The following is a 13,513-nucleotide window of genomic DNA, read 5'->3' on the forward strand; positions in this document are numbered from 1 at the left end:
CAGTGCGCGTGCGGGCGTTGAGTCCGGCGCGCACGACACCCCATGGGGCCGCTGTTTGCGGCCCCGTGTGTTTGCGCACCACACCGAAGTAAACCGCGTTACCCGCAAAGAACGTTCGGGTCAGGAGAATCAGCAATGAAGCGTCGCGTCGTCGTAACCGGCCTGGGTATGGTCTCGCCGTTGGGCAATGATCTGGCCAGCAGCTGGGAAGGCATCACCCACGGTCGTTCGGGCATCGGTCCGCTGACCAACGTTTCTGATGCCTACCTGGAACGGTTCACCACCAAGATCGCAGGTGAGGTCAAAGGCTTTGACATCACCGCCGACAACGAACTGTTCGGCAAGTACCGGGTCAGCGGCAAGGATGCCAAGAAGATGGACCCGTTCATCCATTACGGCCTCGGTGCCGCCTTCATGGCCCTGCATGATTCGGGCCTGGAGATCACCGACGCCAATGCCGACCGCATCGGCGCCATCGTTGGCGCTGGCATCGGCGGCCTGCTCGGCATCGAAGAGCAGACCATCGAATTCCACGAAGGGAAGAAGATCTCTCCCTTCTACGTGCCCAAGACCATCATCAACATGCTGCCGGGCCAGCTGAGCATCATCAGCGGCCTGAAGGGCCCGTCGTTCTCGGCGGTCTCGGCGTGCGCCACCTCCAACCATTCCATCGGCACCGCCATGCGCATGATCCAGTACGGCGATGCGGACGTGATGGTGGCCGGCGGTGCAGAGCGCGGCTCCTCGCCGACGGCGCTGGGCGGCTTCTGCGCGATGAAGGCGATGAGCACCCGCAACGATGCTCCGGAACAGGCCTCGCGCCCGTGGGACAAGGACCGTGACGGCTTCGTGCTGGGCGACGGCGCCGGCATCCTGATCCTGGAAGAGTACGAGCACGCCAAGGCGCGTGGCGCGAAGATCTATTGCGAGCTGGCCGGTTTCGGCGCCAGCTCCGACGCGTACCACATGACCGCGCCGAGCGAGAACGGCGAAGGCGCTGCGCGCTGCATGACCATGGCCATGAAGGACGCCGGTGTCACCCCGGAACAGGTCGGCTACCTCAACGCACATGGCACCTCGACCCCGCTGGGCGACCTCGGTGAGACCATGGCGATGAAGACCGCCTTCGGCGACCACGCCTACAAGATGATGGTCAGCTCCACCAAGTCGATGACCGGCCACCTGCTCGGCGCTGCCGGCGGCGTGGAAGCGATCTTCTCGGTGCTGGCAATGCGCGACAACGTGATTCCGCCGACCATCAACCTGCAGCAGCCGGGCGAAGGCTGCGACCTGGACTACGTGCCCAACGAAGCACGCCAGGCCAAGGTCGACGTGGTGATGTCGAATGGTTTTGGTTTCGGCGGCACCAACGGCACGCTGATCTTCAAGCGCGTCTGATCGCACCGGTAGGGTCGAGCCATGCTCGGCTCCGCCAACCACGAGGCCGCCGCAAGGCGGCTTCCGTGTATCCGTCTCCCGAACTGGCTGCCATGACCCACGCCCCGCTGATCCACCCGCTGCCGCACCCGATCGACCTGCTGGCCCTGCAGCAGCGCGACCCGGCGCGTTTCCCGCTGCTGATGGAGTCCACCGCCTCGGGCACTGCGCAGGGCCGCTGGAGCCTGCTGCTGGCCGCGCAGGGCGATACGCTGCAGCTGGACGCCGATGGCCAGGTGCGCGACCAGCACGGTGCGGTGCAGCCCGGCAGCTTCCTGCAGGCGCTGGACCGCGCATGGCAGGCACAGCGGTTGCCGCACGACGGCGGCCACGCGCTGCCGTTCCGCGGTGGCTGGGCGCTGATGCTCGATTACGAAGTGGCCAGCCAGGTCGAACCGGTGCTGCCGGCGCGCGCGCGCGATGACGGCCGACCGACCGCACTTGCCCTGCGCTGTCCGGCCGCCGTGCTGCATGACCACCAGGCCGACGCCAGCTTCCTCATTGCCGAAGCGGGCGAGCAAGCGCTGCTGGACTCGCTGGTCGCGCTGGTAGCGGGTGAACTGCCGCCGGCCGGGCAGGGCTGGCAGCCGCCGCAGTCGGTCAGCGAGGACGAGCCGCAGCGCTTCACCGAGGGTGTGCGCCGGGTGATCGACTACCTGCGCGCCGGCGACGTGTTCCAGGTGAACCTGTCGCGGCGCTGGAGCGCGCACTTCGCAGCACCGGTCAGCCCGCAGGCGCTGTACGCGCAGCTGCGGCGGGCCAATCCGGCGCCGTTTGCCGGCCTGTTCAGTGCGCACGGCCGGCATGTGGTCAGCTCGTCGCCGGAACGGCTGGTGTCGGTGCATGGCGGCCACGCACAGACCCGCCCGATCGCCGGCACCCGTCCGCGCTTCGAGGGCGACGACGATGCCGCGCGCATCCAGGAACTGGTCGGCCATCCCAAGGAGCGCGCCGAGCACGTGATGCTGATCGACCTGGAGCGCAACGATCTGGGCCGCATCTGCCTGCCCGGCACGGTCGTGGTGGACGAGCTGATGACCGTGGAAAGCTACGCCCACGTGCACCACATCGTCAGCAACGTCAGCGGCCAGCTGCGCGCGGACGTCACCCCGGGCGAGGTGATCGCCGCGACCTTCCCCGGCGGCACCATCACCGGCTGCCCGAAGGTGCGCTGCATGCAGATCATCAGCGAACTGGAGCAGGTGCCACGCGGCGCGTACACCGGTGCGTTCGGCTGGCTGAACCGCGATGGCGACCTGGACCTGAACATCCTGATCCGCACCGCCGAGGTGGACGGCAACGAGGTCAGCTTCCGCACCGGAGCCGGCATCGTGGTCGATTCGGACCCGGACAAGGAACTGGACGAAACCCGGGCCAAGGCCCGCGGCCTGCTGCGGGCGCTGGGGCAACAGGGCTGATCGATTGCCGCCACCGGGCATGGCTTGTGGGTGCCGACCGTTGGTCGGCACGGATGCCCCCATGGCCGTTCATCCACGCATGGCGTGGATCTACTGGAGATGGCGGGTGGGTGCCGACCGTTGCTCGGCACGGACGCGTGCCCCCGGTCATGACCCCGCCCCACCGGGCACGGTATCCTGCACGACGGAATCGAGTTCAGAGGTAGTCCATGGCGGGAGCCAAGCGCGGGTGTCTGTTGGTGGTAACGCTGCTGCTGGTGCTGGCCGCCATCGTGGCCGGCGCGGGCGCGTGGTTCTTCTACAAGCAGAGCCAGTTTGCCGACGTGCCGTTGACCCCCAGTGCGGACAGCGTGGTCATCGCCAGCGGCGATGGCATGAACAGCGTGCTGCGCAAGCTGCGCGAGGCCGGTGTGGACGAAGGGCAGGACACCCAATGGCAGCTGCTGGCCCGCCAGCTCGACGCCGCCGGCAAGCTGAAGGTGGGCGAGTACGCGCTGAGCAAGGACCTGACCCCGCGCGAGCTGCTGCTGCGCATGCGTGCGGGCAAGGTGCTGCAGCACCGCGTCACCATCATCGAAGGCTGGAACATCCGCCAGCTGCGTGCCGCGCTCAAACGCGCCGATCCGCTGCTGCACACCACCGACAACCTCGATGACGCAGCGCTGATGGATCGCCTCGGTTTCGCCGGCCAGCATCCGGAAGGCCGGTTCCTGCCGGAAACCTACGTCTACCAGCGCGGCGACAGCGACCTGGACGTGCTCAAGCGTGCCCACGGCGCGATGGAGAAGGCGCTGGACGAAGCCTGGGAAAGCCGTGCGCCGGACCTGCCGATCAACACGCCCTACGAGCTGCTGACGCTGGCGTCGATCATCGAAAAGGAAACCGCGCTGGCCAGCGAGCGACCGCAGATTGCCGGCGTGTTCATGCGCCGCCTGAAGATCGGCATGCGCCTGCAGACCGATCCGACCGTGATCTACGGCATCGGCGCGGCGTACGACGGCAACATCCGCCGCCGCGATCTGACCACCGATACGCCCTACAACACCTACACCCGCTCTGGCCTGACCCCGACCCCGATCGCCATGCCCAGCCGCGATGCGCTGATGGCCGCTGCACAACCGGCACCGGGCGATGCGCTGTACTTCGTCGCGGTGGGCGATGGCAGTGGCGCACACGTGTTCTCGCCCAGCCTGGACAAACACAACGCCGCCGTAGCCCGCTACCTGCAGCAGCTGCGCCAGCAACGCACCCAGGAGACTCCGGCGCAATGAGTTCCGCGCTGCTTCGCCATCCCCGTTTCGTCAGCCTGGAAGGCGGCGAGGGCGCGGGCAAGACCACCGCCATCAACGCCATCCGCGAGTGTCTGCGCCGCCACGGCCATGAGGTCGTGTTGACCCGCGAGCCCGGTGGCACGCCGCTGGCCGAGCGCATCCGCGGCCTGGTGCTGAAGCCCGATGCCGAGATTGCTGCCGAGCCGCTCAGTGCCGAGGCTGAGCTGCTGCTGGTGTTTGCCGCACGCGCGCAGCATGTGCGTCAGGTGATCCAGCCGGCGCTGCAGCGCGGCGCCTATGTGCTCAGCGATCGTTTCACCGATTCCAGCTATGCCTACCAGGGCGGTGGCCGCGGCCTCGACCCGCAGTGGATCGCCGACCTGGAGCGCCGCGCCGTGGGCCTGCTGCCCGGTTTGACCCTGTTGTTGGACGTGGACGTGGCCGTCGGCCGCGCGCGTGCCAACGGCCGCGACCTGTGGCCGGACCGCATCGAAAGCGAGCAGGACGATTTCTTCCAGCGCGTGCGCGAAGTGTTCCGCGGCCGCGCACAGCAGGACCCGCAGCGTTTCGCGCTGGTTGATGCAGGCCAGGTGCAGGAGCGCGTGGCTGCTGATGTGGTTGCGCGTGTCGAGCGCTGGCTGCAGCAAGGGGAGGGCGCATGAGTACGTTCTCGCCCTGGCAGCAGCGCGCGTTCGACCAGACCGTGGCTGCACTGGATGCAGATCGGCTGGGCCATGGCCTGCTGATCTGTGGCCCGGCCGGGCTGGGCAAGCGGGAGGTGGCCTTGGCGCTGGCCGACCACGTGCTGGCACGCGGGGATGCCACGCATGCCACCCGCACCCGGCAGCTGATTGCCGCCGGCACGCATCCCGACCTGCAGCTGATCAGCTTCATTCCGAACAAGAGCGGCGACAAGCTGCGCACCGAGATCGTGATCGAGCAGGTGCGCGAGATCACCAACAAGCTGGCGCTGACCCCGCAGTACGGCGTGGCGCAGGTGGTGATCGTCGACCCGGCCGATGCCATCAACCGTTCGGCGGCCAATGCGCTGCTGAAGACCCTGGAAGAACCGCAGCCCGGGCGTTACCTGTGGTTGATCAGCAGTGACCCGGCGCGCCTGCCGCAGACCGTGCGCAGCCGCTGCCAGCGCCTGGAATTCAAGCTGCCGCCGCGCGAGGAAGCGCTGGCCTGGCTGCAGCAGCAGGGCCACAGCGAAGCGGCCGCGCATGAGGCACTGGATGCAGCACGCGGCCATCCCGGGCAGGCCGACAACTGGCTGCGCGAAGATGGCCTGAGCCTGCGTCGCGAGGTCGGCCGTGAGCTGGAACAGCTGGCCGCCGGCAAGACCGGCGCGGTGGAGCTGGCGCAGAAGTGGTGCGCCGATGACAACGCTGCGCTGCGCCTGCGCTTTGCTGCCGATCTGGCGCTGGCCCAGGCCAGCACCGATGCCTTGACCACGCCGGAGCGATTGCACAAGCTTGCAGCCTGGTTCGATGCGGCCAACCGCACCCGAGACCTGCTGCGCACCACCGTGCGCGCAGACCTTGCGGTGGTCGAGTTGCTGCTGGCCTGGAACAAGGTGAACGAGCGGCCTGCCGCAAGGGGAAATCGATGAGTGCCAGCAACGCCCGCCAGGGCATCCTGTCCCTGGCAGTGAAGGACAAGGCCGCGCTGTACAGCGCGTACATGCCGTTCGTGAAGAATGGCGGCATCTTCGTGCCCACGCCCAAGCGTTATTTCCTGGGCGATGAGGTATTCCTGCTGCTGACCCTGCCCGATTCCAGCGAGCGCCTGCCGGTGGCCGGCAAGGTGATCTGGGTGACCCCGGCCGGTGCGCAGGGCAACCGCACCGCCGGCATCGGCGTGCAGCTGGCCGATGGCCAGGAAGGCGAGACGGTGCGCCACAAGATCGAAACGATCCTGGCCGGCCTGACCGGTTCGGACAAGCCGACGCATACGATGTGATTCCGGTAGCGCCGGGCCATGCCCGGCGGCCCCTGGAAACGCGCGTGAACACGAATGTGAAAACTGTTGACGGTCTCTGAAAAGCCCCTATAATGAGCGGCTCAGCAACACACCGGGCGGTTAGCTCAGCGGTAGAGCATTGCCTTCACACGGCAAGGGTCACAGGTTCGATCCCTGTACCGCCCACCATATAAGACCCTGATTTTAGAGGGTTAACGTTAAAGCCGGCCTTGAGCCGGCTTTTTCGTAAGTGCAAGGTAAGTGCACTCCGCCGGAATTACACAGCCTTTTCGAGTATGGAGTAGGACCATGGAAGCGCATGATCGTAATGAAGCGGTATTCGGAGAAGTCCTGGCCCTTAAGCTGATGATGGGCGTAGCTTTCTCGATGGCAACTCGAGACAAGGAAGACGCTCGTTCTGCTCTGGCCGAAGTACTGCAGGCTTGCTCGCAACAGATTCAAGATGGCATCGCTGCTGCAAAAGCTCAATTGCAGGCCGATGAGCTTGATACATCCAAAGTGTCGGATGCAGCCTTGGCGACAGTTGATTTTGTATCCGGGGTTGCGGACAGCCTGCTTGCGTCAATGGGGCGTTAAGCCCAATCACTGCGCGTTGATTGCTTCCCTCAACGCGCTACTGCTGGTGGTGCGTACACCCTGTGTCGTCACAGCCTCCAGACGCTCCAACCGATCAACGGCCTGCGTGAGCAGAAGCATTGCTTTGCAGCGCCGCCACGGTGGCGCGGGCTTAGACGACGCCGGCCGGCCCATGCCGGCCCTGTGCATGTCTTCCATCTTCATGCCGTCTATCAGACAAGTGACATGGCTGCAGAGCGGAAGCGGTTCTTGCTGCGGACATAGAGGTCACGGCCAAGACTGAAGGACGGGGGCGGTCCTTGGGCCGGCACTCCTCGCCAGGGATAAACAGCAGCCATCGCCAGTTCAAGGGCCTGAGCCCACATCGTCACTACGGTTTCTGCTGACAACGACGACATCCGTACCCAATCGATACTACTAATCGTCTGGTAGAGAGTTGATCCAAGGCGCAACGGTCGCAGAGATTTCTCTTTCGAGGACGGCAGACAGTCTTGATAGCACCAGTTGCGCGAGCTCGATTGCCGATTTCATACGATCAGATCCCCATCCGCTTGCTTGGGAAACCCGATGAACAATGAGGTCGCGCTCATCAAAGAGCGCGTTCCATTCATTGATTAGGATAGTGGTCGCGCGCTCTCTGTCCGTCTCTCCTCCAAGTAGATTGGTCACTGCAGGCCCTTCAGCGATTAGCTTCCAGATCTCATTTATGCCCAGATATTTCGAGATCTCAGTTAGCTGGCTACTTCGGAAATTCCCTTTGTTGTCGGTCAGTTCGGTCGTCGCTAGCTTATAACCGGGCTCGGAATTTAGGCACCTGCTCAGTCCGCGTAGCGCCAAAGATGCGTCTGCTTTCTTCCCGTCCTTGAGCAGTCTCCTAATTAGATCGACTGACTTTTCGCTGTTTGCCTTCTTCAGCTGATTGTTCAGATGGTCGTGCGTAGGAACGTACTGCTCCAAGATGTTGAGACCTTCAACGAACAACTCTCGGAAGGCTTCTTCCGCAGTGGATAGTGCAGAGACGATAACGCTGTTGGTCATAGTCACTCGAAGATCTGGGGGCGGTCGGTTCTCCTCAATGAACTGGAGTATTGAAATAAGCCGAGAGAGAGCCTCCATTCCCTCGCGCTCCGATGCTGCTAGTCGATCTCGAACGGTCACTGTGCGACCGAATCGAGAGTCTGGCCGACAGTAGCGATGCGTTCGGTGATGGACGCCGCTGTGTTGGCACGTCCCGTCATCAGTCCCGGGTTCTCCGCCGAGAGGCGATCGATCGCAGTCACGACTTCTTGCTTGTGAGCAATAAGATGCTCGTAGTGATCCGCTCTAGTGGCCAGCGACACCATCACTGCATCGTACAGTGCCGCGGAGGTTCGTCTTACGCCATTTGAGTTAGCGGGCAGGGTGAAAATTTCGTCGCCGAAAATAGAGGTTGCGGCGGCCAAGGCTGATTGGAATTTATCACTGAGTGCGGCCAGGTCGGCCGTTGATGAGGAGGCGAACCGCTCCATCGTTTTGTCAAGTATTGAGCGTACTGATCCCCGGATGTTGTCAGGATCCAAGAAGGCAAAGAACCTTAGGACAAGCTGGCAGTCGTCCATGCGCTTGTAGAGGCTATTGCCTCTTCTGCTCGGATTCTCGTAATACTCGTTTTCGTCTGTTTCTGTGTAGCGAGGAATGCCAAATGCGTCGCAGAAGTTTTGGATCCGCGTCAGGCGGACAATCAAGTCATTGAACGGGCCGCTGTAGAAACTATTCCGTATTTCCTGTGGGTTTAGTGCCTTTCCGCCGGTATTGAGGCGCTGGAAAACATATCTCCTCACAGCGGAGGCATCGCCGTCCTGTGATTGAGATTCATGCAGCAGAACAACAGCACTGATGGATGCTCTAGCTAAGCCGCGACGAATTCGAGGCGGCAGTTCCCTGTAGCGCTTCCCGCGCAGGAAGCCCAGGTTTTCAAGTCCACTAAGGGCGAATTCATTGGAAAGATACTCGCTCACGGTACTTAATCGCTGCTGCCCGTCCATCACTTCGTAACGGGCTAAGTCACTCTCATAGAGGAACACGGGCGGGATAGGTACGTTCAAAAGGAGGGATTCGATGAGCAGTGACTTCTGCTTTACGGTCCATCGGAGGCGGCGCTGATACTCGGGCCGGAGGTTTATGATTTCCCTACCCTCAATTAGCATCTGAATTTGAGGGAGAAGGAAGTTGTTAGATTGATAAATGACTCGAAACGAGGAGCTGGAGTAGAGGTCCTCGATCTCGGCATCGGAGGCTTGGGTTGAGCTCGAAGATTCGGCCGACTCCTCTTCGACCAAATCCTGCTCAATAAGTACTTTGTTGGTCACGTTTGTCCTTTTATCTGATCGGAGTCGCGGCAGCGGCGCTCCCAAGCTCGCTTTATACCCCTATGCCCTGCTAGCGTACAGACTGGCGAGTGCGGATAAGAAAAATTCTCAGCAAGTCGGGATTGCCCAAGATCTCAAGTTCCGGCATTGCACCCGCAGCGCAGACACCTGAGGCTCTCAGCTGTCCTCCGTGATTTTGGTCGGCAGTTGTGTTGGTGCCGCGGCCAATGGGGAATCTGCCTCGGGCTTGCTCTTCGCGTGCCGCCGCGGGTTCCGCTTATCTTCACCCTTGAGCCTTGCCAGTTCGGCGGGCTGCTTGTGCCTGGCTATCGCCGGTCAGCTCCAAATCCGAAATTCAAATTCTGTAGACGCGGGAAGAAAAGGGGGCGCGCGTATCGGACTGAGCCACTCCCAACCTTCGGCGCGCCCTTCATGCCCGCGCAGTCCTTGGCGGCTTAGTGGAAGAAGCGTTCGTCGTGGTCTGCTTCATCCTGTGGGTGACTGACCTTCGACTCATCGGTTGGCGTGGCCCCGAGCTTGGAGAGCATCGCACTAAGCGCGTGCGTGGATGACACGCTGAGCTCTTCGCCGGTCTCCATGCGCCCGGCCAAGATGCACACTTGGCGCAGCAGCAGGCGGTGAGCGGCATTGAGCCAAGGCATGTTTGAGACGCACTCCTTCCAGACCCTGACCTGTGCCGCGGTCATGCCTTTGTACGGCGTGCCGACGGGGGCCGGATTGGCCGGCTCCGAACGGTTCTTGTACCGGCCCGGATCTTTGATGGCGGCGCCCGATACGCGGGCCTTCTTGGTGGGGGTTCGTGGCTTTGCCATAGGGTTTCCTTGGTATCTGTGGGTCGTATTTCCAATTGCGGATGTGCGAAGAAAGGGGGGGGCGCACGTATCGCCAGCGGGATCGACCAAAACTTTTCGCCTCCCCATACGGCCCATGCATTCATCCGTATGGTTGTAGCCGAAGAACGAGAAAGGCCCGTTGCCGGGCCTGCTCGGGACGCTCAGTGGGCTAAGAGTTCCACCGCGTCCTGCCGGTGTTGTTGTGGACACCGCCGGCTGGTCCTTCCCGCTCAGTCCGCAGCCGGTCGCACGCCAGTGATGACGGTGAACTGCTGCGGGTAGTTGATGACCACATCAGCGCGCATGTGGCACAGAAAGCCAATCTCGCCGGTCTTGGCGTACGCCTCGCGCAGCAGTTGGACGGACAGCGCTTCGCGCATCAGGAAGTACAGACCGTTGAAGTTGCCAACGAAGATCTCGCTAGCGTCTTCGGACGTGCCAGCGTCCACATCGGTGGGCAGCTGGCTGGTCGGGACGAACGACATGTCATCGATCAGGCGCAGGCGCCGGAGCGGCTGGCCGGTGGTGTCGGTCAGGCCTTCGAAGTCCATCAGCGTCCGGGTGGCCATGATCGCGGCGGTTGGCGCCGGGGCGTTCACGTCGATGATCGAACCGTAGGCATTGAGCAGCGGGCGGAAGCTGGCCAGGGCTGCGCCATTGGCACCCCCCACTGCGGCACCGTCGACTGGAAAGCTGTTGGAGTGGTTCGAAAGCCGGCTGCCAGAGGTTGGCCCGCTGCCGCATTCCGCTATGCGCTGGAGCAGGGGGCACCGCCGCTAAGCGCAAGGGTGACGGCGTTGTGGTTCCGGTGCCAGACATCGGTGGGGCGAGCGCGGGCGAGTTCCGGCCCACGAAGCAGACGAAGTGTCTTCACAAAGCTTGCTGCCATGAATGCAGTTGCGCACTACGACTCACGTCGAAGTGGTTGGAAGTTGGCACGCCGCATTGCCCGGCCCATGGCCCGATGACCGTGTGCGACTAGATACGGGGTTGCGCTGGATCGCGTATCGGTATACGATACACTCGCGCTGACAAAGGAGGTGCCGATGATTAAGACGTATGCGGATAAGGACACGGAGAAGATTGCCCAAGGCAAGCGCGTCAGGGCTTGGGCGAGCATCGAGAGGCAGATTCAAAGACGCCTTGAATACCTGAAAGCGGCGGTGGAACTTGGGGACTTGCGAGCCCCGCCCGGCAACAGGCTGGAACAGTTGCAGGGTGGTCGCCAAGGGCAGTACAGCATCAGGATCAACGACCAGTATCGAATCTGTTTCAGGTGGGAGGGCGGTGACGCCTACGATGTAGAAGTCACCGATTACCACTGAGAGATGCGGCGGCGCCGGGCGGCAACCCGGCGCCGCCGAAGGGCTTAGCGGCCCAATCCACGCACCGGCCGGATAGCTCCGGCCAATTCCACACCCCGGCCGGGTAGCCTCGGCCACTGATAGGAGACGCTGCAGGGCTCACCCTTGCGGCAAAACAATGATGAAGAACGCTATCGCGAACAAGAATGTCGCCAACGCGCTCCCGCCGGTTCACCCTGGCGAAATCCTGGGCGAGGACTTCCTGTCCCCACTAGGCATGTCCGCCCGCGCCTTGGCTGCGGCAATTGAGGTAACACCCGCCCGTGTGTCGGACATCATCGCCGGCCGTCGCGGCATCACCGCTGATACAGCACTACGCCTTGGGCGCTACTTCGGAACAACGGCGCAGCTTTGGCTGAACCTGCAGACGAACTTTGACCTGGAAACTGCCCGTCGCGAACTGGCTGATTCCATTGAGCACATCCGCCCTCGGGCGGCTTAACCTGAAACCTCGTCGGCGGAAGTCAGCGCTTCCCGTCATGGAACGACAATGCCCCCGCCAGTTGGCGGGGGCATTTTGTTGGGTTATCGAAAGATCTACAGGAAGGACAGGCCCGCCCGTTTGTCGCGTGCCGCGCTGTGTCAGGGGGCCGTAGTGCTTCTAGTTCATTTCAAGCGAGGCTCCGACAAGCCGCACAACCGTGAGCGGGTCCATATCCCCGACAAAGGCATCTGTAATCCAGCAGTGCCGCAGGGTGTGCCTGCGCATGTGGGCCACGTAATCGGCGCGCACATCGCGCACGGTGTCGATCGTCCCCGACAATGAGGCTTTTCTGTTGCCTGCGATTTTAGCCGGGCTTGTTTGCCACGGCTGTGATCGCGTCGCCGAGACCTGTCAGCGCGGCATGCGCGATCTGGCGCGCGGCCAGCAGCAGACCATCTCGATGGAAGTCGCCGATCTGCTCGTCAGTATTTCCGTCCACGCGTGCGCGCTCTGCCGCGTGCAGAAGATCGAGCACGGCGGTCAGTGCGGACAGTGAACGGCTGAGGGAGGCGAGGGTCTGTGCGTTGAGCATCTGCGTGGTGCACGGCTGGCCGTCTTCGCCATCTCCCCTGCGGATCGCATCCAGGAAGGTGAAGAACATCGGCTGCGCGGGAGGGAACTGCTGCTCCTTCAGTGCGCACTCGATCTCGCGTGCGAGGTCTTTGGGAACGTCGCTGGCGATGTCGCCGATCAGGGCATGCAGGCGCGGGAAGAGGACGGTGTTGTTGGTCATGGCGGAACCCTCACTGGCATAGAGCCACCTTCCAAAGAGAAGGTGGCGGACGGTGCGGGTTGGCGTACCAAGGCAGAAAGGCTCACAGGGAGAAAAGGCCTGGCGGATCCTGCGATCCCCACGCACCGCCCGCCATTGAAGGCAGTCGTGCATTCTCTTTGCTGCGATTGAAATCGCAACTTCCTGTGAGCCTGTTCGTTTATTCGAGACGCCAATCCCGACCAAGGCGTCTTGCCTCGGCGTGGCGATCATCAAGCCAAGCAATCACATCGGTCTGTAAGAAAAGTTCTCAACTGTCCCTAGGCGGGCCAGGCGTTTCCCGTTGTGTGCCGTCCAACACCCGCGAGTAGTGTGGCCCGTCACTGATGGCGCAAATCACCGCCAACGCCGACCGTGTAAATGGCAACTCCGGAGCGGCATTGCCACGGCGATCACGTCACTCCGCGCGGCGCATGCCATCGATGGAAGCAGAGGGTTCCATCCATGCGCTGTCCCGCCGCCCTCGGCGGGCGTAATCTCGGCCCATTGCCGCGTCCCCCTCCCATCCCTGGAGTGCCACCATGCCGCTCGCCCGTATCGATCTTCGCAAAGGCAAATCCGTCGAGTATCGCCAGCGTGTCGGCGAAGCGATCTACCAGGCCATGCGCGCCGTCGGCGTGCCGGAAAACGATCGCTTCCAGATCTTCCAGGAGCACGACGCCGGCACGCTGGTGTACGACCCGGGTTACCTGGGCATCGCTCGCACCGATGATTTCATCTGCGTCCAGATCACTTGGAACGAGGGGCGCACGCTGGAGCAGAAGAAGGCGCTGTATGCCGGTATTGCCGATGGACTGCACGCGGCGGTGGGTATTCGCCGCGAGGATGTGTTCATCAACCTGGTGGAAGTGAAGCGGGAGAACTGGTCGTTCGGTAATGGCCAAGCGCAGTACGTGAGTTGATGCGCGAAGAGCATCCACGCATGGCGTGGATCTACTGGGGAATCCGTGATGTGGGCGGTGCCAGAACCCTGCGTCACCGTGTCCAGGGGCCAAACCCTGAA

At 62.9% G+C, this 13,513-nt stretch carries 15 protein-coding genes and 1 tRNA gene; 11 read left to right on the plus strand and 5 right to left on the minus strand.

From position 1 onward, the window contains the following. Positions 1–135: 135 nt before the first annotated feature. From fabF to LC407_RS01030, 8 genes are all read left to right on the plus strand, one after another. A complete protein-coding gene (gene fabF, locus LC407_RS00995) occupies positions 136–1,398 on the plus strand; it encodes a beta-ketoacyl-ACP synthase II (RefSeq protein WP_025874076.1) in 1,263 nt (420 codons plus the stop codon). Between the two features lie 92 nt (positions 1,399–1,490). Next, positions 1,491–2,855, plus strand: a complete 1,365-nt coding sequence (locus tag LC407_RS01000; protein WP_099783014.1) for an aminodeoxychorismate synthase component I — start codon at positions 1,491–1,493, stop codon at positions 2,853–2,855. A gap of 209 nt (positions 2,856–3,064) precedes the next feature. Then, entirely contained in the window at positions 3,065–4,126 is a 1,062-nt protein-coding gene (mltG, locus tag LC407_RS01005) for an endolytic transglycosylase MltG (protein ID WP_032977352.1), read from the plus strand. Further along, complete coding sequence (gene tmk / locus LC407_RS01010; protein ID WP_032977350.1) at positions 4,123–4,788, plus strand: dTMP kinase; 666 nt, start codon at positions 4,123–4,125, stop codon at positions 4,786–4,788. Before mltG ends, tmk begins: the two co-directional genes overlap by 4 nt. Beyond that, a complete protein-coding gene (locus LC407_RS01015; protein ID WP_140228414.1) occupies positions 4,785–5,741 on the plus strand; it encodes a DNA polymerase III subunit delta' in 957 nt (318 codons plus the stop codon). Before tmk ends, LC407_RS01015 begins: the two co-directional genes overlap by 4 nt. Continuing rightward, the gene (locus tag LC407_RS01020) at positions 5,738–6,091 is read left to right on the plus strand and encodes a PilZ domain-containing protein (protein WP_025874071.1); all 354 of its coding nucleotides are present in this window, start codon (positions 5,738–5,740) and stop codon (positions 6,089–6,091) included. The genes LC407_RS01015 and LC407_RS01020 overlap by 4 nt, the downstream gene beginning before the upstream one ends. Before the next feature lie 114 nt (positions 6,092–6,205). Further along, positions 6,206–6,280 (plus strand) — tRNA-Val (locus tag LC407_RS01025). Positions 6,281–6,400: 120 nt separating this feature from the next. Next, a complete protein-coding gene (locus LC407_RS01030) occupies positions 6,401–6,688 on the plus strand; it encodes a hypothetical protein (protein WP_223482022.1) in 288 nt (95 codons plus the stop codon). A gap of 417 nt (positions 6,689–7,105) precedes the next feature. Here LC407_RS01030 and LC407_RS01035 read toward each other — a convergent pair whose 3' ends face one another. The 4 genes from LC407_RS01035 to LC407_RS01050 all read right to left on the minus strand — a co-directional run bounded on the left by LC407_RS01035 (position 7,106) and on the right by LC407_RS01050 (position 10,561). Beyond that, positions 7,106–7,804, minus strand: a complete 699-nt coding sequence (locus LC407_RS01035; RefSeq protein WP_223482023.1) for a HEPN domain-containing protein — start codon at positions 7,802–7,804, stop codon at positions 7,106–7,108. Between the two features lie 38 nt (positions 7,805–7,842). Next, positions 7,843–9,036, minus strand: coding sequence for a DUF262 domain-containing protein (locus LC407_RS01040; protein ID WP_223482024.1), 1,194 nt, complete (start codon positions 9,034–9,036; stop codon positions 7,843–7,845). Positions 9,037–9,491: 455 nt separating this feature from the next. After that, a complete protein-coding gene (locus LC407_RS01045) occupies positions 9,492–9,869 on the minus strand; it encodes a hypothetical protein (RefSeq protein ID WP_223482025.1) in 378 nt (125 codons plus the stop codon). 251 nt (positions 9,870–10,120) lie between these two features. Further along, positions 10,121–10,561 carry a phage major capsid protein gene (locus tag LC407_RS01050; protein ID WP_223482026.1) on the minus strand — a complete coding sequence of 147 codons (441 nt, stop codon included), beginning with the start codon at positions 10,559–10,561 and terminating at the stop codon, positions 10,121–10,123. Between the two features lie 375 nt (positions 10,562–10,936). Between LC407_RS01050 and LC407_RS01055 the strand changes: the two genes are divergently transcribed. Further along, on the plus strand, positions 10,937–11,215 hold the full coding sequence (locus tag LC407_RS01055) for a type II toxin-antitoxin system RelE/ParE family toxin (protein ID WP_223482027.1): 279 nt from the start codon (positions 10,937–10,939) through the stop codon (positions 11,213–11,215). Between the two features lie 160 nt (positions 11,216–11,375). Next, complete coding sequence (locus LC407_RS01060) at positions 11,376–11,696, plus strand: HigA family addiction module antitoxin (protein ID WP_059063310.1); 321 nt, start codon at positions 11,376–11,378, stop codon at positions 11,694–11,696. Between the two features lie 346 nt (positions 11,697–12,042). On the opposite strand, the gene LC407_RS01065 is transcribed toward LC407_RS01060, so the two are convergent. Then, positions 12,043–12,471: a hypothetical protein gene (locus LC407_RS01065; RefSeq protein ID WP_223482028.1), complete on the minus strand. Its 429-nt coding sequence runs from the start codon at positions 12,469–12,471 to the stop codon at positions 12,043–12,045. Positions 12,472–13,031: 560 nt separating this feature from the next. Between LC407_RS01065 and LC407_RS01070 the strand changes: the two genes are divergently transcribed. Continuing rightward, positions 13,032–13,412 carry a tautomerase family protein gene (locus LC407_RS01070; RefSeq protein WP_223482029.1) on the plus strand — a complete coding sequence of 127 codons (381 nt, stop codon included), beginning with the start codon at positions 13,032–13,034 and terminating at the stop codon, positions 13,410–13,412. Positions 13,413–13,513: the final 101 nt, after the last annotated feature.

Origin of the sequence: Stenotrophomonas sp. OVS01A (genome assembly GCF_019969775.1) — a bacterium.
GTDB classification, from domain to species: Bacteria; Pseudomonadota; Gammaproteobacteria; order Xanthomonadales; family Xanthomonadaceae; genus Stenotrophomonas; species Stenotrophomonas indicatrix.

Coding starts and splice junctions, on each gene's coding strand:
- tmk (WP_032977350.1), top strand. CDS start 4,123: ATGAGTTCCGCGCTGCTTCGCCATCCCCGTTTCGTCAGCCTGGAAGGC.
- LC407_RS01020 (WP_025874071.1), top strand. CDS start 5,738: ATGAGTGCCAGCAACGCCCGCCAGGGCATCCTGTCCCTGGCAGTGAAG.
- LC407_RS01070 (WP_223482029.1), top strand. CDS start 13,032: ATGCCGCTCGCCCGTATCGATCTTCGCAAAGGCAAATCCGTCGAGTAT.
- LC407_RS01015 (WP_140228414.1), top strand. CDS start 4,785: ATGAGTACGTTCTCGCCCTGGCAGCAGCGCGCGTTCGACCAGACCGTG.
- LC407_RS01045 (WP_223482025.1), bottom strand. CDS start 9,869: ATGGCAAAGCCACGAACCCCCACCAAGAAGGCCCGCGTATCGGGCGCC.
- LC407_RS01030 (WP_223482022.1), top strand. CDS start 6,401: ATGGAAGCGCATGATCGTAATGAAGCGGTATTCGGAGAAGTCCTGGCC.
- LC407_RS01055 (WP_223482027.1), top strand. CDS start 10,937: ATGATTAAGACGTATGCGGATAAGGACACGGAGAAGATTGCCCAAGGC.
- LC407_RS01065 (WP_223482028.1), bottom strand. CDS start 12,471: ATGACCAACAACACCGTCCTCTTCCCGCGCCTGCATGCCCTGATCGGC.
- mltG (WP_032977352.1), top strand. CDS start 3,065: ATGGCGGGAGCCAAGCGCGGGTGTCTGTTGGTGGTAACGCTGCTGCTG.
- LC407_RS01035 (WP_223482023.1), bottom strand. CDS start 7,804: ATGGAGGCTCTCTCTCGGCTTATTTCAATACTCCAGTTCATTGAGGAG.
- LC407_RS01060 (WP_059063310.1), top strand. CDS start 11,376: ATGAAGAACGCTATCGCGAACAAGAATGTCGCCAACGCGCTCCCGCCG.
- fabF (WP_025874076.1), top strand. CDS start 136: ATGAAGCGTCGCGTCGTCGTAACCGGCCTGGGTATGGTCTCGCCGTTG.
- LC407_RS01000 (WP_099783014.1), top strand. CDS start 1,491: ATGACCCACGCCCCGCTGATCCACCCGCTGCCGCACCCGATCGACCTG.